Consider the following 19,320-nt stretch of genomic DNA (forward strand, 5'->3'; position numbering starts at 1 on the left):
CGGGAGCCGTATGTCAATACCACGCTTGAAACCCTACCTATCGATGTTCGCCGCTGTGCTGATGCTCGGCCAGGTGCTCACCGCCCAAGCCCAGGAAGCCCTGCCCGACTTCACGACCCTGGTCGAGCAGGCCTCGCCGGCGGTGGTCAACATCAGTACCAAGCAGAAACTGCCGGACCGCCGTATCGCCGCCGGGCAGATGCCCGACCTCGAAGGCCTGCCGCCGATGTTCCGCGAGTTCTTCGAGCGCAACATGCCACAGCAGCCGCGTTCGCCTCGGGGTGATCGCCAGCGCGAAGCGCAGTCGCTGGGCTCGGGCTTCATCATTTCCAGCGATGGCTATGTGCTGACCAACAACCATGTGGTCGCCGACGCCGACGAAATCATCGTTCGCCTCTCCGACCGCAGCGAGCTGCAGGCCAAGCTGGTCGGCACCGATCCGCGTACCGACGTGGCCCTGCTCAAGGTCGAAGGCAAGAACCTGCCGACCGTCAAACTGGGCGATTCGGAAAAGCTCAAGGTGGGTGAGTGGGTGCTGGCCATCGGTTCGCCGTTCGGCTTCGACCATTCGGTAACCAAGGGCATCGTCAGTGCCAAGGGCCGTACCCTGCCCAACGACACCTATGTGCCGTTCATCCAGACCGACGTGGCGATCAACCCGGGCAACTCCGGCGGCCCGCTGTTCAACATGAATGGCGAGGTGGTCGGTATCAACTCGCAGATCTTCACCCGTTCCGGCGGGTTCATGGGCCTGTCCTTCGCCATCCCGATCGACGTGGCGATCGACGTTTCCAACCAACTGAAGAAAGACGGCAAGGTCAGCCGCGGCTGGCTGGGCGTGGTGATCCAGGAGGTCAACAAGGACCTGGCTGAATCCTTCGGCCTCGACAAGCCGGCTGGCGCCCTGGTAGCCCAGGTGCTGGAAGACGGCCCGGCGGCCAAGGGTGGCCTGCAGGTGGGCGACGTGATCCTGAGCATGAATGGCCAGCCGATCGTCATGTCGGCCGACCTGCCGCACCTGGTTGGCAGCCTCAAGGATGGCGCCAAGGCCAAGCTTGAGATCATCCGCAATGGCAAGCGCCAGAACCTCGATGTCACCGTCGGCGCCCTGCCGGATGAAGAGGCTGACATCGGCACCGGTGCCCAGGGCAGCGTCGAGCGCAGCAGCAACCGTCTGGGTGTGTCCGTGACCGACCTGACCGCCGAGCAGAAAAAATCCCTGGAGCTCAAGGGCGGCGTGGTGATCAAGGAGGTCCAGGACGGCCCGGCAGCATTGATCGGCCTGCGTCCGGGCGATGTCATCAGCCACCTGAACAACCAGGCCATCGGCTCGGCCAAGGAATTCACCGAAATTGCCAAGGACCTGCCGAAGAACCGTTCGGTGTCGATGCGCGTGCTGCGTCAGGGGCGCGCAAGCTTCATCACCTTCAAGCTGGCTGAATAAGCGGATTGTGGGGTAGGAAAAGGGCAGCTTCGGCTGCCCTTTTTACGTAGCAGTCAGTATCACAAAGCTCTACATGGGAGCGGGCTTGCCCCGCGATGAGGCCCAATCAGGCAGTGCGAGTGCCTGATCGGGCCTCATCGCGGGGCAAGCCCACTCCCACAAGGGATGTAGGCAGGCCGATAGAGGAATCTCCCATATCCCTGCGGCTTGAGGTACAATTCCCGGCTATTTTTCGGCGGGCGTCCGGCTCGCAGCCTTTTCGAGTGTTGACCCGTGAGTGATTTGAGTCATATCCGCAATTTCTCCATCATCGCCCACATCGACCATGGCAAGTCGACGCTGGCCGACCGTTTCATCCAGATGTGCGGTGGCCTGACGGCGCGCGAAATGGAGGCCCAGGTCCTCGATTCCATGGACCTGGAGCGCGAGCGCGGGATCACCATCAAGGCCCACAGCGTCACCCTGCACTACAAGGCGCAGGACGGTAAAACCTACCAGCTGAACTTCATCGACACCCCCGGCCACGTTGACTTCACCTATGAAGTTTCGCGTTCGCTGGCAGCGTGCGAGGGTGCACTGCTGGTGGTGGATGCTGGCCAGGGCGTAGAAGCCCAGTCCGTCGCCAACTGCTACACCGCCATCGAGCAAGGCCTCGAGGTAATGCCGGTTCTGAACAAGATGGACCTGCCCCAGGCCGACCCGGACCGCGTCAAGGACGAGATCGAGAAGATCATCGGCATCGACGCCACCGACGCCGTGGCCTGCAGCGCCAAGAGCGGCATGGGCGTGGACGAGGTGCTCGAGCGCCTGGTGCAGACCATCCCCGCGCCGCAAGGCGAGATCGACGCGCCGCTGCAGGCGCTGATCATCGACTCCTGGTTCGACAACTACCTGGGCGTTGTCTCGTTGGTGCGCGTGCGCCAGGGCCGCGTCAAGAAAGGCGACAAGATCCTGGTCAAGTCCACCGGCAAGGTGCACCTGGTCGACAGCGTCGGCGTGTTCACGCCCAAGCACACCCAGACCGCCGACCTCAAAGCCGGTGAAGTGGGCTTCATCATCGCCAGCATCAAGGACATCCATGGTGCGCCAGTCGGTGACACCCTGACCCTGTCCTCGACCCCAGAGGTCGAAGTGCTCGCAGGCTTCAAGAAAATCCAGCCACAGGTCTACGCCGGCCTGTTCCCGGTCAGCTCCGACGATTTCGAAGACTTCCGTGACGCGCTGCAGAAGCTCACCCTGAACGACTCGTCGCTGCAATACATGCCGGAAAGCTCCGACGCCCTGGGCTTCGGCTTCCGTTGCGGCTTCCTCGGCATGCTGCACATGGAGATCATCCAGGAGCGCCTGGAGCGCGAATACGACCTGGACCTGATCACCACCGCGCCAAGCGTGATCTACGAGCTGGAGCTCAAGACCGGCGAAACCATCGTTGTCGACAACCCGTCGAAGTTGCCGGACGTGTCGTCGGTCGCCGATTTCCGCGAACCGATCGTCACCGCCACCATCCTGGTACCCCAGGAACACCTGGGCAACGTCATCACCCTGTGCATCGAGAAGCGTGGCGTGCAGCGCGACATGCAGTTCCTCGGCAGCCAGGTGCAGGTGCGCTACGACCTGCCGATGAACGAAGTGGTGCTGGACTTCTTCGACCGCCTCAAGTCCACCAGCCGCGGCTACGCCTCGCTGGACTATCATTTCGACCGCTACCAGTCGGCCAACCTGGTCAAGCTGGACGTGCTGATCAACGGTGACAAGGTCGATGCCCTGGCACTGATCGTGCACCGCGACAACGCCGCCTACAAAGGCCGTGCGTTGACCGAGAAGATGAAGGAGCTGATCCCTCGGCAGATGTTCGACGTGGCGATCCAGGCAGCCATTGGCGGCCAGATCATTGCGCGGACAACCGTCAAGGCGCTCAGAAAGAACGTACTGGCCAAGTGCTACGGTGGCGACGTGAGCCGTAAGAAGAAGCTGCTGGAGAAGCAGAAGGCCGGTAAGAAACGCATGAAACAGGTCGGTAACGTGGAAATTCCACAGGAAGCCTTCCTCGCCGTGCTCAGGTTGGATAGCTAGGTCCTATGTCGCTAAATTTCCCGCTGTTGCTCGTCATCGCCGTTGCCGTCTGCGGCCTGTTGGGTCTGATCGACCTGCTGTTCCTGGCCCCGCGCCGGCGTGCGGCGATCGCCAACTACCAGGGCAGCGTCAGCCAGCCAGAAATGGCCGTGGTCGAACGCCTGAACAAGGAGCCGTTGCTGGTCGAGTACGGCAAGTCGTTCTTCCCGGTGCTGTTCATCGTGCTGGTGCTGCGCTCGTTCCTGGTTGAGCCGTTCCAGATCCCGTCGGGTTCGATGAAACCGACCCTGGAAGTGGGCGACTTCATCCTGGTGAACAAGTTCTCCTACGGCATCCGCCTGCCGGTGATCGACAAGAAAGTCATCGAAGTCGGTGACCCGCAGCGCGGCGATGTCATGGTGTTCCGCTACCCCAGCGACCCGAACGTCAACTACATCAAGCGGGTGATCGGCCTGCCGGGCGACCAGATCCGCTACACCAACGACAAGCGCCTGTTCGTCAATGGCCAGGCGGTTGCCGAGCAACTGGTCGGCAGCGAGCCGGGGACCTTGGGCAGCGCCGAGCTGTACAAGGAAAAACTCGGTGAAGTCGAGCACCTGATCCGCAAGGAAATGACCCGCTACCGCATGCCGCCGGACCAGCAATGGACCGTGCCGGCCGGGCATTACTTCATGATGGGTGACAACCGCGACAACTCCAACGACAGCCGCTACTGGGATGATCCGAACATCCCCAAAGAGCTGCACGGCATGGTCCCTGACCGGAACATCGTCGGCAAGGCATTCGCCGTTTGGATGAGCTGGCCTGAGCCGAAACTCAGCCACCTGCCCAACCTGTCGCGGGTCGGCCTGATCCACTAAGTATCGACGGCGCTGTCTGCGGACAGCGCCGATTGCTTTTCTGACATAGGCTGTGTTCTCAGGGAATGAGAGGTTTCGCCATTTTGATGCCGGACCACAGCCAAACCGTCTTTCAGGATGTTGATTTGAACAACGCGTTGAACATTGTACGGGTGGCCCCATGAGTGCTTCCCTTGCCCGCCTGGAGCGCAAGCTCGGCTACACCTTCAAGGATCAGGACCAGATGCTGCTGGCCCTGACCCATCGCAGTTATGCCGGGCGCAACAACGAGCGCCTGGAATTCCTTGGCGATGCCATTCTCAACTTCGTGGTCGGCGAAGCGCTGTTCGAGCGCTTCCCGCAGGCCCGGGAAGGCCAGCTGTCGCGCCTGCGAGCGCGCCTGGTCAAGGGTGAAACCCTGGCCCGCCTGGCCCGTGGCTTCGACCTTGGCGAGTACCTGCGCCTGGGCTCTGGCGAGCTCAAGAGCGGCGGTTTCCGCCGCGAGTCGATCCTCGCCGACGCCCTCGAAGCGCTCATCGGCGCCATCTACCAGGACGCCGACATGCAGACTGCGCGCGAGCGCATCCTGGCCTGGCTGACCGACGAGTTCGAAGGCCTGACCCTGGTCGACACCAACAAAGACCCCAAGACCCGCCTGCAGGAGTTTCTGCAGTCGCGAGCCTGCGAGCTGCCACGTTACGAAGTGGTGGACATCCAGGGCGAACCGCACTGCCGGACCTTCCTCGTCGAATGCGAAGTGGTCCTGCTGAACAAGAAAAGCCGTGGCCAGGGCGTAAGCCGGCGTATTGCCGAACAGGTCGCCGCCGCCGCCGCATTGATCGCCCTGGGCGTGGAGAATGGCAATGACTGAGAACACTTCGACCCGCTGCGGCTATGTCGCCATCGTCGGCCGCCCCAACGTCGGCAAGTCGACGCTGCTCAACCACATCCTCGGGCAGAAGCTGGCGATCACCTCGCGCAAGCCGCAGACCACCCGCCACAACATGCTCGGCATCAAGACCGAAGGTGATGTGCAGGCGATCTACGTCGACACCCCCGGCATGCACAAGGCGAACGACAAGGCGCTCAACCGCTACATGAACCGCAACGCCTCGGCGGCCTTGAAAGATGTCGACGTGGTGATCTTCGTGGTTGACCGCACCCGCTGGACCGATGAGGACCAGCTGGTGCTCGAGCGCGTTCAGTACGTGACCGGCCCGGTGATCCTGGCGGTCAACAAGACCGACCGCATGGACGAGAAGGGCGACCTGATCCCGCACCTGCAGTGGCTGCAAGAGCAGCTGCCGAATGCCGAGATCGTGCCGATCTCGGCCCAGCAGGGGCACAACCTCGAGTCGCTGGAAGCGCTGATCGCCAAGCACCTGCCGGAAAACGACCACTTCTTTCCGGAAGACCAGATCACCGACCGCAGCAGCCGCTTCCTCGCCGCCGAGCTGGTGCGCGAGAAGATCATGCGCCAGCTGGGCGCGGAGCTGCCGTACCAGATCACCGTGGAGATCGAGGAATTCAAGCAGCAGGGCCATGTGCTGCACATCCATGCGCTGATCCTGGTCGAGCGTGACGGCCAGAAGAAGATCATCATCGGCGACAAGGGCGAGCGCATCAAACGCATCGGCTCCGACGCGCGCAAGGACATGGAAACGCTGTTCGACGCCAAGGTGATGCTCAACCTCTGGGTCAAGGTCAAAGGCGGCTGGTCCGACGACGAGCGTGCCCTGCGTTCGCTGGGCTACGGCGACCTGTAAGCCTCCCAGGCACACCTGCTTTCCCTGTGGGAGCGGGTTTACCCGCGAATGCGATAGTGGATTCACTGACGCTTTCGCGGGTAAACCCGCTCCCACAGGTGCATATGGCCCTCAGAGATAGCGTATGGACCAACCCACCCCCCAGCCGGCGTACGTGCTGCACAGCCGCCCCTACAAGGAAACCAGCGCCCTGGTGGATTTCCTCACGCCCCAGGGGCGGGTGCGTGCGGTACTGCGCCGTGCGCGGGGCAAGGGCGGCAGCCAGGTGCGGCCGTTCGTGCCACTGGAAGTGGAACTGCGCGGACGTGGTGAGCTGAAGACCGTATGGCGCCTGGACAGCAACGGCATCGCGGCCTGGCTGCATGGCGATGCGCTGTTCAGCGGCCTCTACCTCAACGAACTGCTGATGCGCCTGTTGCCCGCCGAGGCACCGCAGCCAGCGCTGTTCGAGCATTACACCCTGACCCTGCAAGCCCTGGCCGCCGGCCGACCGCTGGAGCCGCTGCTGCGCTCGTTCGAATGGCGGTTGCTGGACGAGCTGGGTTACGCCTTCTCGCTGGAGCACGACGTGAATGACGACCCGGTCGTCGCCGAGGGCCTGTATCGCCTGCAGGTGGATGCCGGCCTGCAACGGGTCGAGCTGTTCCAGCCCGGGTTGTTCAAGGGGACCGAGTTGCAGGCCCTGGCCCAGGCCGACTGGGACGCCCCCGGCGCCTTGCTCGCCGCCAAGCGCCTGATGCGCCAGGCCCTGGCGGTGCACCTGGGGCCCAAGCCACTGGTCAGCCGGGAACTGTTTCGCAAGCGCTGATCAGCACGTATGCTGTGGCCCTCAACTTTCAGGAGTGCCCCTTCGTGACTCACAGCAACCGCATGCTTCTCGGCGTCAACATCGACCACGTGGCGACCTTGCGCCAGGCCCGGGGCACCCGCTATCCAGACCCGGTCAAGGCCGCGCTGGATGCCGAGGAAGCGGGCGCCGACGGCATCACCGTGCACCTGCGTGAAGACCGCCGGCACATCCAGGAGCGCGATGTGCTGGTGCTCAAGGACGTGCTGCAGACCCGCATGAACTTCGAGATGGGCGTCACCGAAGAGATGATGCTGTTCGCCGAGAAGATCCGCCCGGCGCATATCTGCCTGGTCCCGGAAACCCGTCAGGAGCTGACCACCGAAGGTGGCCTGGACGTGGCCGGCCAGGAGGCGCGGATCAAGGCCGCGGTCGAGCGCCTGTCGCGCACCGGCGCCGAAGTGTCGCTGTTCATCGATGCCGACGAGCGCCAGATCGAGGCCTCGCGTCGGGTGGGTGCACCGGCCATCGAACTGCACACTGGCCGTTACGCGGATGCCGAGACGCCGACCGAGGTGGCCGAAGAGCTCAAGCGCATCGTCGATGGCGTGGCGTTCGGTATTGGCCAGGGGCTGATCGTCAACGCAGGCCACGGGCTGCATTACCACAACGTCGAAGCCGTTGCCGCGATCAAGGGCATCAACGAGCTGAACATCGGCCATGCGCTGGTGGCCCATGCGCTGTTCGTCGGCTTCAAGGCCGCCGTGGCCGAGATGAAAGCGCTGATCGTCGCCGCTTCGCGCTGAACTTCGCGGGCCAATCGCCGGCAAGCCGGCTCCCACAGTTTTAGCGCTAGCCTCAAGTCTTGCGCTGTACCTGTGGGAGCCGGCTTGCCGGCGATTGGCCAGTGCAGGTGAAACCGCTATTGGCTCTGAAACAACAGGGTGAAACGGGTCGGCCCTTCGGCCTGGCTACGCACCTCAACCCGCCCCCCATGCAACTGCATGATCGACTTCACGATCGCCAACCCCAGCCCGGTCCCGCCCTCAAGACGTGACCGCCCGCTGCCAGCCCGGTAGAAACGCTCGAACAGGTGCGGCAGATGCGCCTCGCCAATGCCAGCCCCCTGGTTTTCCACCCAGACCCCGACTTCATCGCCCAGCCGCTCGATCCCCACGGCCACCTTTTGCGCTTGCGGGCTATGCCGGATCGCATTGCTCAGCAAGTTCGACAGCGCCCGCTGGAACATCAGCCTATCCGCCCGAGCCGTGCCCCAGCCTTGCAGTTCCAGGGTGATGCCCTTGAGCTCGGCGCTGAAGGCAAACAGCTCACTCACCCGGGCCACCTCGTCAGCCAGTGCCACCGGCTGCAGCGCAACCTGGCTCTGCGGCTGGCTGACCTGGGCGAGGAACAGCATGTCGTTGATGATGCGGTTGAGCCGGGTCAGCTCCTCGACACTGTCCTCCAGCGCTTCACGGTACTTGTCGCCATCGCGCTCGCGGGCCAGGGTCACCTGGGCCTTGCCCATCAGGTTGCCGATCGGCGTGCGCAGTTCGTGGGCCAGGTCGTCGGAGAACTGCGACAACTGGCGCACCCCCTGATCGAGGCGGTCGAGCATGACGTTGATGGCCCGGGCCAGGTCGGCCAGCTCGGTCGGCAGGCCCTCCACCGGCAAGCGGTGGTCGAGGTCCTGGGCCGACACTTGCCCGGCGATGCGGCGAAAGTGACGCAGCGGGCGCAGGTCGCGCTGCACCAGCTTCCAGGCAGCGATGCCGATCAGCAGCAGCAGCAGCGGCAAGGCGAGCAGGGTTGAATGCAGGTAGGCCTGCAGCAGGGCGTTGTCGTCGCCGCGGTTGAGCGACATCAGCACATTCACCGGGGTGTCGTCGCGCAGCAGCATCAGGCGGCTGGCGGTGAGCACCTCGTTGCCTTGATCGTCGCGCCATTCGTGGAACACCAGCCGGGGGCTTGCGGCCATTTCCAGCAGGTGCCGGGATTGCAGGGCGGGGCCAAGGCTGAGCAGGGCTGGGTGACGGCCGCTGGTGGCCATGACGCTGAGGCTCAGGTTGTCGTGGCCCATCACCAGGTCGAGCAGTGGGTGGGCGCGGGTGCCCAGGTCGTCGCTGCGCAGGTCCACCCGCAGGTTGTGCTCGACCTGCAGCATCTTGCGCGCCAGGTCCTTGCGCGCACGGCTGTCCAGCTCGTGGTCGAGGGCGAACACCGCCAGGGTGGCCAGCAGCAGCACCAAGGCTGCGCCCATCAGGGTGACGGTCAGGCCGAGGCGCAGCGACAGGGTGGCGCGCTTCACGCCCGCGCCTCGAGCACATAGCCGACGCCACGCAGGGTGTGGATCAGCTTGTCCTCGAAGGGGTCGTCGATCTTCGCCCGCAGGCGGCGGATCGACACCTCGACCACGTTGGTGTCGCAATCGAAGTTCATGTCCCACACCAGCGAAATGATCTGCGTGCGCGACAGCACTTCGCCGCTCTGGCGCATCAGCAGGTGCAGCAGGGCGAACTCCTTGGCGGTCAGGTCGATGCGCTGGCCGCCGCGAAAGGCGCGGTGGCGGCCGGGGTCGAGCTCAAGGTCGGCGACCTTCAGGGTGCTTGGTTGCAGGCGCTGATCGTTGCGCCGCAGCAGGCTGCGGATGCGTGCCAGCAGCTCGGGGAATTCGAAGGGTTTGAGCAGGTAGTCGTCGGCGCCCAGGTCGAGGCCCTTGACCCGATCGGCAAGGCGGCCGTGGGCGGTGAGCATCATGATCCGGGTGGACGACTCGGCGCGCAGGCGCTGCAGCACGCTCCAGCCATCGAGCTCCGGCAGGTTGACGTCGAGGATCACCAGGTCGTAGGGCTGCTGGCGGGCCAGGTGCAAGCCGTCGGTGCCGGTATGGGCGCAGTCGACCACGTAGCCGTTCTCGCGCAGGCCTTGCTGCAGGTAGTCGGCGGTACGGGGTTCGTCCTCGATGATCAGTAGGCGCATGGTGGGCTCGGGTTACGGAAAGGGGGCGATTCTCGACCCTGTAGTGACATCAGGGTCAAGCGGTGAGGATGTTACTGGATGCGAATGGGTAAACGGCGGGGATAACGGATTTGTAATACGCGGGTCATGTGCGTGACAGGCCTGGTCCATTGATTTCGTGGGAGCGGGCTTGCCCCGCGAAGGGGCCGCCTTGCAAGACTGTAATGTCCTGCTCACCTTGGCGTTAGCTGCCCCTTGCGATGATGGCCCTGTCGATACGGTTATCACGAGGCAAGCACGATGAACCTGAGCAAATACCTGCTGCTGGCGATCCTCGCCCTGGGCAGCACCAGCGTTTTCGCCGAGGGTGGCGCGGAGCGTTCGAAGCAGTTCTGGCAGGCGTTCCGCGAGGACCAGGCACGCCTGTACGGCGACAAGCAAGAGGCCATGGCCGAGCGTGAGCGCAAAGCCGAAGAGAAGGCCCGCGAGTTGGCCAAGGATTGAGTGACCGCCACCTGCGCCGCGACAGCTCCTCGCCGCGGGTGTATTCAGGCGCCCCTTCAGGGTAATGCCAGTCAGTCAAGCCAATTGGGGTCGCTGCGCGACCCTTCGCGAGTAAACTCGCTCCCACAGGGCATCGAGATCCTGTGGGAGCGGGTTTACCCGCGAAGGGCTGCAAAGCAGCCCCAACAAGTGCGATGAAGCGCTAACTGTCTGGCATTACCCTTTCAGGGCGCCTTTTTTATTTGCGCGCCAGCAGCGTGGCGCGGCGCGGGGCCGGCAGGCCTTCGACGGTCTTGCCGTGGTCGTTCGGGTCGAGGAAGTCGCCCAGCGACTGGTAGCGCATCCACTCGGTGCTGCGCTGCTCCTCGACGCTGGTAACGCTGACATCGACGCAGCGCACATCGCTGAACCCCGCGCGGCGCAGCCAGCGCTCCAGCGCCGGCACCGACGGCAGGAACCACACGTTGCGCATCTGCGCATAACGGTCCTCGGGCACCAGCACCTGGTTTTCATCGCCCTCGATCACCAGGGTTTCCAGCACCAACTCGCCACCTTTCACCAGGCAGTCCTTGAGCGCCAGCAGGTGCTCGATGGGCGAACGGCGGTGGTAGAACACGCCCATGGAGAACACCGTGTCGAAACCTTCCAGGTTGGCCGGCAGCTCCTCCAGGGCAAACGGCAGGTGCCAGGCCGGCAAGTCCGGCAGGTACTGCTGCACCGCCTGGAACTGGCAGAAGAACAGCCAGTTGGGGTCGACCCCGATGACCATGTCGGCACCGGCGCCGAGCATGCGCCACTGGTAGTAGCCGTTGCCGCAACCCACATCGAGTACGCGCTTGCCCTTAAGGTCCAGGTGCGGGCCGACCCGCGACCATTTCCAGTCCGAGCGCCATTCGGTGTCGACGTGCACGCCGAACAGGTCGAACGGCCCCTTGCGCCAAGGCGACAACCCCATCAAGGCCTGGCGCATCTGCTCCCGGGTGGCGTCGTCGCAGTCGCAGTCCAGGCGCAGGCCGTCGACCAGGTCGATCTCGCTTGGCGTCAGTCGTGGCAGCGCTTCGAGCGCGCCGCGCCAGCGGTCGAGGTCGCCGTGGCCCTTTTCCAGCTTGGTTTGCAGTTGTGCCTGCAGGCCTTGGGACCAGGTGGCGAGAGGCGTGCCCGCCAGGCGGCGGACGAGGGGGGACAGATCGATCATGGCAGGGCTATCAGCGAGGCGAAGTTAAGGCATTGGAACCAGGGCACGACCTTGGAGAAGCCGGCGGCGCGCAGGCGCTCGGCATGGGTTTCCAACGTATCGGGCTTCATCACGTTTTCGATGGCGCTGCGCTTCTGGGCGATTTCCAGTTCGCTGTAGCCATTGGCCCGCTTGAAGTCCAGGTGCAGGTCGTTGAGCAGTTGCTGTTGCTGGTCGTCGGCGAAGCGCAGCTTTTCCGAGAGGATCAGCGCACCGCCCGGCAGCAGCGCCTGGCGAATACGGCCGAGCAACTCCAGGCGCTGTTCGGGGGCGATGAACTGCAGGGTGAAGTTCATCGCCACCACCGAGGCGGGCTCGAACGGCAACGACAGGATGTCGGCCTCCAGCACCTGTACCGGCAACAGCTCCTGGAACATCGAATCCTGGGCCGTGAGGTACTGGCGGCAGCGCTCGACCATGGCCGCGGAGTTGTCCACGGCAATCACCCGGCAACCCTCGGTGCGCACATGCCGGCGCAGGGCCTGGGTCACCGCGCCCAGCGAGGCGCCGAGGTCGTACAGCGCTGTATTCGGCTGGGCGAAGCGCGCGGCCAGCACGCCGAGGTTCTCGACGATGGTCGGGTAACCGGGCACCGAGCGCTTGATCATGTCCGGGAACACTTGCACCACGTCCTCGTTGAAAACGAAGTCGGGTACCTGCTCCAGGGGCTGGGCGAAAAGGCGGTCGGGTTGTTTGCTCACGAAGGGTCCGGGCGGCTGGCAATCTACAGGGGCGGCATTCTAGCCAAACCACGGCAAGCTTGCATGACTGGCTGACCGGCGCTGCTGGCTCACTTGACCCGAATGGCGCAATCGAAGGTCTGCACCGGGCGCACTTCCGGGGCCCAGGGCTGCTGGTAGACCAGGATCAGGTGGCCCTCGCCGGCGGCCTTGGCCTGGAAGCGCCAGGTGGAGGTCCCGCCGCTGCCGACGATACCGGCTTCCTCGGGGGTGCTGTAGACCTCGGGGCCGAGGACCCGGAGGATTTCCGGGGCCGGGTTCTGCAACAGCCAGCGGTAACCGGTGCTGGGGTTGCTGGGCAGGGTGAGGGTCATGGTCTGGCCAACCTGCAGGCGCGTCGGGCATTCGCTTTCGGCGTCCAGTTCGACGTTGCGTTGCGGCTGTTGCGCACAGGCGGTGAGCAGGGCGAGGCCCAGGGGAACGAGCAGACGAGGGAGGGTCATGTTGGCTCCTGAGGCTGAAGTTGCCAGAGGATAACCGAAGTTGTGCTGCCTGTGCCGGCCTCATCGCGGGGCAAGTCGCATCGGCGCACCGCCGCTCCCACAGGTGCCATGACCTGTGGGAGCGGCGGTGCGCCGATGCGACTTGCCCCGCGATCGGGATCGGTCAGAACAACACTTTCGCCACGTCGGCAAAGCGCTTGGCGAAGTGCACGGTCAGCCCTTCCTTCAGATACTCCGGCAACTCGGCGAAATCGCCACGGTTGGCCTCGGGCAGGATCAGCTCGAAGATTTTCTGCCGGCGCGCGGCAATCACCTTCTCGCGCACGCCGCCAATCGGCAGCACCTGCCCGGTCAGGGTCAACTCGCCGGTCATGGCCACGCCTTTCTTCGGTACCTGGTCACGGGCCAGCGACAACAGCGCGCTGGCCATGGTCACACCAGCGCTGGGGCCATCCTTGGGGGTGGCGCCTTCGGGCACGTGCAGGTGAATGAAGGCCTCGTTGAAGAAGCCTGGCGTGCCACCGTACTGCTTCAGGTTGGAGCTGACATAGCTGTAGGCGATTTCTGCCGACTCCTTCATCACATCCCCCAACTGGCCGGTAAGCTTGAGGCCGCGGTTGAGGGTGTGGATGCACGTGGCCTCGATCGGCAGGGTGGCGCCGCCCATGCTGGTCCAGGCCAGGCCGGTGATCACGCCCTTGCCGGCCAGCACCTGTTCGCTGCGGAACACCGGCATGCCGAGGGCTGGCTCGAGCTCCTTGTTGCCGATCTTCAGTTTGGCGCCCGGGTCTTCCAACAGCTTGACCACCGCCTTGCGCACCAGCTTGCCCAGTTGTTTCTCCAGCTGGCGCACGCCAGCCTCGCGGGCATAGCCCTCGATCACCGTTCGCAGGGCGCTGTCGCTGATGCTCAGGCTGCTCTTCGAGACACCGGCCTTTTCCAGCTGCTTGGGCCACAGGTGGCGCTTGGCGATGGCCAGTTTTTCTTCGGTGATGTAGCCGGACAGGCGGATCACTTCCATGCGGTCGAGCAACGGCCCGGGGATCGAGTCCAGGGTGTTGGCGGTGCAGACGAACAGCACTTTGGACAGGTCCAGGCGCAGGTCCAGGTAGTGGTCGAGGAAATCGACGTTCTGCTCGGGGTCGAGGGTTTCCAGCAGCGCCGAGGCGGGGTCGCCCTGGTAGCTTTGGCCCATCTTGTCGATCTCATCGAGCATGATCACCGGGTTCATCACCTCGACCTCCTTCAGCGCCTGCACCAGCTTGCCCGGCTGGGCGCCGATGTAGGTGCGGCGGTGGCCCTTGATCTCGGCCTCGTCGCGCATGCCGCCGACGCTGAAGCGGTAGAACGGCCGGCCGAGGGATTCGGCGATGGACTTGCCGATGCTGGTCTTGCCCACCCCGGGCGGGCCCACCAGCAACACGATCGAGCCGCTGATCTCGCCTTTCCAGGCGCCCACGGCGAGGAATTCGAGGATGCGTTCCTTGATGTCATCGAGCCCGGCGTGGTGGCGGTCCAGCACCTTGCGGGCGTGGGCAAGGTCGAGCTTGTCGTCGCCATACACGCCCCAGGGCAGGGCGGTGGCCCAGTCCAGGTAGTTGCGGGTGACGGCGTATTCCGGCGAGCCGGTTTCGAGGATGGCCAGCTTGCCCATCTCTTCATCGATGCGTTTTTTCGCCTGCTCGGGCAGGGTCTTGTCCTGCAGGCGTTGCTGGAACTGCTCGACATCGGCGCTGCGGTCGTCCTTGGTCAGGCCCAGCTCCTGCTGGATGACCTTGAGCTGTTCCTTGAGGAAGAATTCGCGCTGGTGCTCACCGATCTGCCGGTTCACCTCGGCGGAAATCTCGTTCTGCAGGTGCGCGACTTCAACTTCCTTGCGCAGCATCGGCAGCACTTTCTCCATGCGTTTGAGCATGGGCACGCAGTCCAGCACTTCCTGCAGCTGGCTGCCGGTGGCGGAGGTGAGCGCGGCGGCGAAATCGGTGAGCGGCGACGGGTCGTTGGGGCTGAAGCGGTTGAGGTAGTTCTTCAGCTCTTCGCTGTACAGCGGGTTGAGCGGCAGCAGCTCCTTGATCGCGTTGATCAGCGCCATGCCGTAGGCCTTCACCTCATCGGTGGGCTGCGCCGGCTGGTGCGGGTATTCGACTTCGACCAGGTAGGGCGGGCGGTGATGCTTGAGCCAGGTGCGGATGCGCACCCGGGTCAGGCCCTGGGCGACGAACTGCAGCTTGCCGCCTTCGCGGCTGGCGTGATGCACCTTCACCAGGGTGCCGTACTGGGGCAGGGCCTTGGTGTCGAAGTGGCGGTGGTCTTCGGCCGGGGTGTCCATGAAGAACAGCGCCAGCGAGTGGTGCGGGGTCTTGGCCACCAGGTCGAGGGTTTCGGCCCAGGGCTCTTCATTGACGATCACCGGCAGCACTTGCGCGGGGAAGAACGGGCGATTGTGGATCGGGATCACGTAGACCTTGTCCGGCAGTTGCTGGCCGGGCAGGGCGAGATGGTGGCCGGCGCCGGTGGCGTGGTCGGGGTGTTCGACTTCGCTGTGTTCGTCGGGGCGGTCCGGGAAATCCTGCTGGTCGCTCATGGGGCACCTGCGTGAATGGCTATGGTGCTTAGATGGGGCGGGGAGGGATGGGTTTCAAGCATTGAGCTTCTAGCCACAAGCTTCAAGCTGCAAGAGAAAAGCGCGACCGGGCTGGTTCGACGTTCTCTTGCAGCTTGCAACTTGAGGCTTGCAGCTTACTCCGCGAGTTTGTAAGCGATGATGTAATCGCCCATGCGGGTGCCCAGCGAGCCATGGCCGCCGGCGGTCACCAGCACGTACTGCTTGCCGTCCTTGCCGGTGTAGGTCATCGGCGTGGCCTGGCCGCCTGCCGGCAGGCGGGCTTTCCACAGCTCTTCACCGTTCTTCACGTCATAGGCGCGCAGGTACTGGTCCAGGGTGCCGCTGAGGAAGCCCACGCCACCGGCGGTGACGATCGAGCCGCCCATGCTCGGTACGCCCACCGGCATGCCGATCGGTACCGGGGTGCTGTCACGGGTGGTGCCGTTCTTGTGCTTCCACACCACTTTGTTGGTGAACAGGTCGATGGCGGCCACATAGCCCCAGGCCGGGGCCTGGCACGGCACGCCCAGCGGCGACATGAACGGGTGCATGGTCACGGCATACGGCGCGCCGGTGTTCGGCTGCACGCCGCTGGTCTCACTTTCGCGCTTGCTGCCTTCGGCAACCTGCTCACGCGGCACCATCTTCGACACGAAGGCCATGTAGTTGGGCGAGGTGAACAGCAGCTGGCGCACCGGGTCGACCGACACGCTGCCCCAGTTGAACACGCCGACGTTGCCCGGGTAGACCAGGCTGCCCTGCTCGGACGGCGGGGTGTACTGGCCTTCGTAGCGCAGGCTGCGGAACTGGATGCGGCAGAGCATCTGGTCGAACGGCGTGGCGCCCCACATGGCCTGTTCGGTCAGGTCGGGGCCGAGCAGGTTGAGGTCGGAGCGGGCCTGGGTCGGTGCGGTGTGGTCGCCCTTGACCGCGCCTTGCGGTACCGGGATCTCGCGGATCGGCACGATCGGCGTGCCGTCGCGGCGGTCGAGCACATACAGGCTGCCTTGCTTGGTCGGCACGATGACCGCGGGCTTGACGCCATCGTCGGTCTTCAGGTGGACCAGGGTCGGCTGGCTGCCGACGTCCATGTCCCACAGGTCATGGTGGGTGAACTGGTAGTTCCAGCGCGCCTTGCCGGTGGCCAGGTCCAGGGCGACGATGCCGGCGCTGTACTTCTCGGCGCCCGGGGTGCGGTCGGCGCCCCACTGGTCGGGGGTCTGGTTGCCCAGCGGCAGGTAGATCATGCCGAGGTCTTCATCGACGCTGGCGATCGACCACATGTTGGCCGAATTGCGGCTGTAGAACTTGCCGTCGGCCAGGGGCTTGGTGTCGTCCGGGTTGTTGCTGTCCCAGTTCCATACCAGGTGCCCGTCGTGCACGTCATAGGCGCGGATCACCCCGGACGGCTCGTTGGTCGACTCGTTGTCGGTCACGTGGCCGCCGATGATCACCAGGCTGCGGGTGATCGCCGCCGGCGAGGTGGAGTAGTAGCCACCGGCGGTGAACGGGCCGATGCCGCGGGTCAGGTCGATCACGCCCTGGTTGGCGAAGCCTTCGCAGACCTTGCCGTTGTCGGCGTTAATGGCGATCAGGCGGGCGTCGGCGGTCGGCAGGTAGAGGCGGCGCGGGCAGGCCTGGGCCACGGCTTGGCCGGCGTCGGTGATTTTCGGCGCGGGGCTGCCGTCACGGCTGACGTAGCTGTTCTCGTCGTAGTAGGAGACGCCACGGCAGGTCATGTGGGCGAAGCCCTTGAAGGTGCCGGTAGGGCTCTTGACCTGCGGGTCGAAGCGCCAGATTTCGGCGCCGGTGTCCGGGTCCAGGGCCAGCAGCCTGCTGTGGGCGGTGCAGGCATAGAGCATGCCGTTCACTTTCAGCGGGGTGTTCTGGTTGGTCAGCTCGACCGGGTCGTTCTCGGTCGGCAGGTCACCGGTGCGGATGCGCCAGGCTTCTTCCAGGCGGTAGGCGTTCTGCGGGGTGATCTGGCGCAGCGGCGAATAGCGGTCGCCGTGCTCGGTACGGCCGTAGGCCTGCCATTCACCGTCCGGCATGGCCGGTGCGGCGCTGCCCATTTCGCTGTCGTCGCGGGTGAACGCGCCACGGATTTCGCCCGGGTGGGTGAACTGGCTGGCCACGGCGGTGGCACCGGAAGCTACCACGGCCAGGCTGAGCAGGGCGGTGTTGATCCTGGAAGCCGGGCCGATCAGCGGGCGACGCGCCCACGGCAGCAGCAGCACTACGCCGATGGCGAACCAGATGGCCAGGCGTGGCACCAGCTGCCACCAATCCAGGCCGACTTCCAGCAGGGCCCAGACCGTGCTGCCCAGCAGCACCAGGCCGTACAGGCCCAGGGCGATGCGGCGCTTGGCCAGCAGCAGGATGCCGGACAGGGCAAAGCCGATCCCGGCGATCAGGTAGTAAAGCGAGCCACCCAGCTGGCTCAGCTTGATGCCGCCGGCCAGCAGGGCCAGGCCCATCAGCAACAGCAGCACGCCCATCAGGCGCGGTAGCCAGCGGGTTCCATTGTTGGCACCGTCAGTGCTCATCGTCTGTTCTCCGTAGAGTGGAAGGGGGGGTTAGAAAGTGCTCTGGATCTTCAGGCCACCGATCAGCGCGTCATCGACGTGCGACACGCCGCCCGGGTGGCGGATGTACTGCAGGTTCGGGCGCACGGTGAGCCAGTTGGCCAGGTGGATGCCGTAATAGAGTTCGGCGCTGTATTCGGTGTCCTGCACGGGCAGGTAGCCAGGGTTGTCGTAGTCGTAGAGACCGGCGGCCTGGTTGATGAGGCGGGCGTTCTTGCGATAGCCGGGGTTGACGTGCACACGGGCCAGGGCGAAACCGATGTCGTCCTTGGCGCGGGCGTCGAACGGCCCTTTGTAAACCACACCTGCCTGTACATAGTTGTCGATGGCATTGGTCTTCTTGTCGTGCACCGTGGCATTGGCGAACAGGCTCAGGCCACGCGACTGGTCGGACGCCTGCGCGGTCACCTGCTGCTGCACGCCGAGCCACAGGCCGTGCTTGCTCGAACTGCTGCGGTAGGCGGCGCCGCTGATGGCGGCCGGGGCGCCGTTGCTGTCCTTCAGAACATCCTGTGCCTTGGCATTACTGTAGTAGTAGCCGGCGCGATATTCCCCTTTCAGGCCATTGAGCCGCGGGCTCCACACCAGTTCGACCGGCATCACCGCACCTTGCGTGCCGCTGCCGCTGAGCTTGAAGCCGTTCCCCGATTCGAGGTTGGACGGGTTCTGCTCGAATACGCCGACCTGGGCATAGAGTTCGTCGTTGAGGTTGTAGCGCACGCGCAGCGCCCACTGGCTGACCGGCCAGTTGTACCAGATGCCGCCCACCCAGTTGCCGACCTGCGAGCCGCAGAACGCCAGGTTCTGGAAGTCGCAGGGGAAGCTGTTGAAGTCTTCGCCTTCGCCGAAGCGGCCGAATTTCACATCAAGCGCGCCGTCGAAGTACTTCTGCTTGATCCACATCTGCGTCAGCCGCCAGGTTTCGCCGCGGCCCCAGACTTCCTGGGCCGAGGTGAAGCCGCCGACGCGTGGGTCGTTGATGCGGTCGTTGCTGATGTTGTCGCCGTGGCGTTCGGTGACGGTCAGCTGGACCTCGGTGTCATGCCAGCCGAGGATCTTCTGCAGGTCCATGTTCACGCCGAAGGTGAACTGGTCGCTGTAGCGTGCGGCGCGGTCGTGGCTGTAGCCACCGTGCAGGTTGCTGCCCATCTCGCCGGTGTAGCCGAGGGTGAAGTCGTAGCCCTTTTCCAGCAGATCGGTGCGGGTGCCGCCCCAGTCGCCGAGCATCCAGGGGGAGTCCTTGGCGAACAGTTCGCTGGCGCTGGTGGTGGGGGACAGGCTGCCGAGCAGGGTGGCAAAGGCGAGTCCGGCGTAGCGGGTAGTGGGCAACTGGAGCATGAGA

At 64.7% G+C, this 19,320-nt stretch carries 16 protein-coding genes; 8 read left to right on the top strand and 8 right to left on the bottom strand.

The genetic code is table 11. The features are described 5' to 3' along the window. Positions 1 to 43: 43 nt before the first annotated feature. From EJA05_RS05635 to pdxJ, 7 genes are all read left to right on the top strand, one after another. Positions 44 to 1,444, top strand: a complete 1,401-nt coding sequence (locus tag EJA05_RS05635; RefSeq protein WP_371923754.1) for a DegQ family serine endoprotease — start codon at positions 44 to 46, stop codon at positions 1,442 to 1,444. Between the two features lie 273 nt (positions 1,445 to 1,717). Further along, positions 1,718 to 3,517, top strand: a complete 1,800-nt coding sequence (gene lepA / locus EJA05_RS05640) for a translation elongation factor 4 (protein WP_125462814.1) — start codon at positions 1,718 to 1,720, stop codon at positions 3,515 to 3,517. A gap of 5 nt (positions 3,518 to 3,522) precedes the next feature. Then, on the top strand, positions 3,523 to 4,377 hold the full coding sequence (gene lepB, locus EJA05_RS05645) for a signal peptidase I (RefSeq protein ID WP_125462815.1): 855 nt from the start codon (positions 3,523 to 3,525) through the stop codon (positions 4,375 to 4,377). A gap of 160 nt (positions 4,378 to 4,537) precedes the next feature. Further along, positions 4,538 to 5,227, top strand: coding sequence for a ribonuclease III (rnc, locus tag EJA05_RS05650; protein WP_110993796.1), 690 nt, complete (start codon positions 4,538 to 4,540; stop codon positions 5,225 to 5,227). Beyond that, positions 5,220 to 6,122 (top strand): GTPase Era, encoded by a 903-nt coding sequence (gene era, locus EJA05_RS05655; protein WP_125462816.1) that lies wholly within the window; start codon positions 5,220 to 5,222, stop codon positions 6,120 to 6,122. The genes rnc and era overlap by 8 nt, the downstream gene beginning before the upstream one ends. 124 nt (positions 6,123 to 6,246) lie before the next feature. Further along, complete coding sequence (recO, locus tag EJA05_RS05660) at positions 6,247 to 6,930, top strand: DNA repair protein RecO (RefSeq protein ID WP_125857603.1); 684 nt, start codon at positions 6,247 to 6,249, stop codon at positions 6,928 to 6,930. 62 nt (positions 6,931 to 6,992) lie between these two features. Next, on the top strand, positions 6,993 to 7,715 hold the full coding sequence (gene pdxJ, locus EJA05_RS05665) for a pyridoxine 5'-phosphate synthase (protein WP_374045877.1): 723 nt from the start codon (positions 6,993 to 6,995) through the stop codon (positions 7,713 to 7,715). 116 nt (positions 7,716 to 7,831) lie between these two features. Here pdxJ and EJA05_RS05670 read toward each other — a convergent pair whose 3' ends face one another. Then, a complete protein-coding gene (locus tag EJA05_RS05670) occupies positions 7,832 to 9,217 on the bottom strand; it encodes a heavy metal sensor histidine kinase (protein ID WP_125857604.1) in 1,386 nt (461 codons plus the stop codon). Beyond that, positions 9,214 to 9,888: a heavy metal response regulator transcription factor gene (locus EJA05_RS05675; RefSeq protein ID WP_110995102.1), complete on the bottom strand. Its 675-nt coding sequence runs from the start codon at positions 9,886 to 9,888 to the stop codon at positions 9,214 to 9,216. The genes EJA05_RS05670 and EJA05_RS05675 overlap by 4 nt, the downstream gene beginning before the upstream one ends. Positions 9,889 to 10,167: 279 nt before the next feature. Between EJA05_RS05675 and EJA05_RS05680 the strand changes: the two genes are divergently transcribed. Next, on the top strand, positions 10,168 to 10,371 hold the full coding sequence (locus EJA05_RS05680) for a hypothetical protein (protein WP_125857605.1): 204 nt from the start codon (positions 10,168 to 10,170) through the stop codon (positions 10,369 to 10,371). A 238-nt stretch (positions 10,372 to 10,609) separates the two neighbouring features. Here the strand turns inward: EJA05_RS05680 and cmoB are convergent, their stop codons facing one another. From cmoB to EJA05_RS05710, 6 genes are all read right to left on the bottom strand, one after another. Then, complete coding sequence (gene cmoB, locus EJA05_RS05685; RefSeq protein WP_125857606.1) at positions 10,610 to 11,566, bottom strand: tRNA 5-methoxyuridine(34)/uridine 5-oxyacetic acid(34) synthase CmoB; 957 nt, start codon at positions 11,564 to 11,566, stop codon at positions 10,610 to 10,612. Next, positions 11,563 to 12,306, bottom strand: coding sequence for a carboxy-S-adenosyl-L-methionine synthase CmoA (gene cmoA / locus EJA05_RS05690; RefSeq protein WP_125462821.1), 744 nt, complete (start codon positions 12,304 to 12,306; stop codon positions 11,563 to 11,565). Before cmoA ends, cmoB begins: the two co-directional genes overlap by 4 nt. Before the next feature lie 89 nt (positions 12,307 to 12,395). After that, positions 12,396 to 12,788 carry a protease inhibitor I42 family protein gene (locus tag EJA05_RS05695; RefSeq protein ID WP_125857607.1) on the bottom strand — a complete coding sequence of 131 codons (393 nt, stop codon included), beginning with the start codon at positions 12,786 to 12,788 and terminating at the stop codon, positions 12,396 to 12,398. Positions 12,789 to 12,951: 163 nt separating this feature from the next. Next, on the bottom strand, positions 12,952 to 15,372 hold the full coding sequence (lon, locus tag EJA05_RS05700; protein ID WP_125857608.1) for an endopeptidase La: 2,421 nt from the start codon (positions 15,370 to 15,372) through the stop codon (positions 12,952 to 12,954). Between the two features lie 155 nt (positions 15,373 to 15,527). Beyond that, positions 15,528 to 17,939, bottom strand: coding sequence for a glucose/quinate/shikimate family membrane-bound PQQ-dependent dehydrogenase (locus EJA05_RS05705; RefSeq protein ID WP_125857609.1), 2,412 nt, complete (start codon positions 17,937 to 17,939; stop codon positions 15,528 to 15,530). 30 nt (positions 17,940 to 17,969) lie between these two features. Next, positions 17,970 to 19,316: a carbohydrate porin gene (locus EJA05_RS05710; RefSeq protein WP_125857610.1), complete on the bottom strand. Its 1,347-nt coding sequence runs from the start codon at positions 19,314 to 19,316 to the stop codon at positions 17,970 to 17,972. Positions 19,317 to 19,320: the final 4 nt, after the last annotated feature.

Source organism: Pseudomonas oryziphila (assembly GCF_003940825.1).
Taxonomy (GTDB): Bacteria; Pseudomonadota; Gammaproteobacteria; order Pseudomonadales; family Pseudomonadaceae; genus Aquipseudomonas; species Aquipseudomonas sichuanensis.

Coding starts and splice junctions, on each gene's coding strand:
- EJA05_RS05680 (WP_125857605.1), top strand. CDS start 10,168: ATGAACCTGAGCAAATACCTGCTGCTGGCGATCCTCGCCCTGGGCAGC.
- cmoB (WP_125857606.1), bottom strand. CDS start 11,566: ATGATCGATCTGTCCCCCCTCGTCCGCCGCCTGGCGGGCACGCCTCTC.
- recO (WP_125857603.1), top strand. CDS start 6,247: ATGGACCAACCCACCCCCCAGCCGGCGTACGTGCTGCACAGCCGCCCC.
- EJA05_RS05705 (WP_125857609.1), bottom strand. CDS start 17,939: ATGAGCACTGACGGTGCCAACAATGGAACCCGCTGGCTACCGCGCCTG.
- era (WP_125462816.1), top strand. CDS start 5,220: ATGACTGAGAACACTTCGACCCGCTGCGGCTATGTCGCCATCGTCGGC.
- EJA05_RS05635 (WP_371923754.1), top strand. CDS start 44: ATGTTCGCCGCTGTGCTGATGCTCGGCCAGGTGCTCACCGCCCAAGCC.
- EJA05_RS05675 (WP_110995102.1), bottom strand. CDS start 9,888: ATGCGCCTACTGATCATCGAGGACGAACCCCGTACCGCCGACTACCTG.
- rnc (WP_110993796.1), top strand. CDS start 4,538: ATGAGTGCTTCCCTTGCCCGCCTGGAGCGCAAGCTCGGCTACACCTTC.
- pdxJ (WP_374045877.1), top strand. CDS start 6,993: ATGCTTCTCGGCGTCAACATCGACCACGTGGCGACCTTGCGCCAGGCC.
- lepB (WP_125462815.1), top strand. CDS start 3,523: ATGTCGCTAAATTTCCCGCTGTTGCTCGTCATCGCCGTTGCCGTCTGC.
- lon (WP_125857608.1), bottom strand. CDS start 15,372: ATGAGCGACCAGCAGGATTTCCCGGACCGCCCCGACGAACACAGCGAA.
- EJA05_RS05695 (WP_125857607.1), bottom strand. CDS start 12,788: ATGACCCTCCCTCGTCTGCTCGTTCCCCTGGGCCTCGCCCTGCTCACC.
- EJA05_RS05710 (WP_125857610.1), bottom strand. CDS start 19,316: ATGCTCCAGTTGCCCACTACCCGCTACGCCGGACTCGCCTTTGCCACC.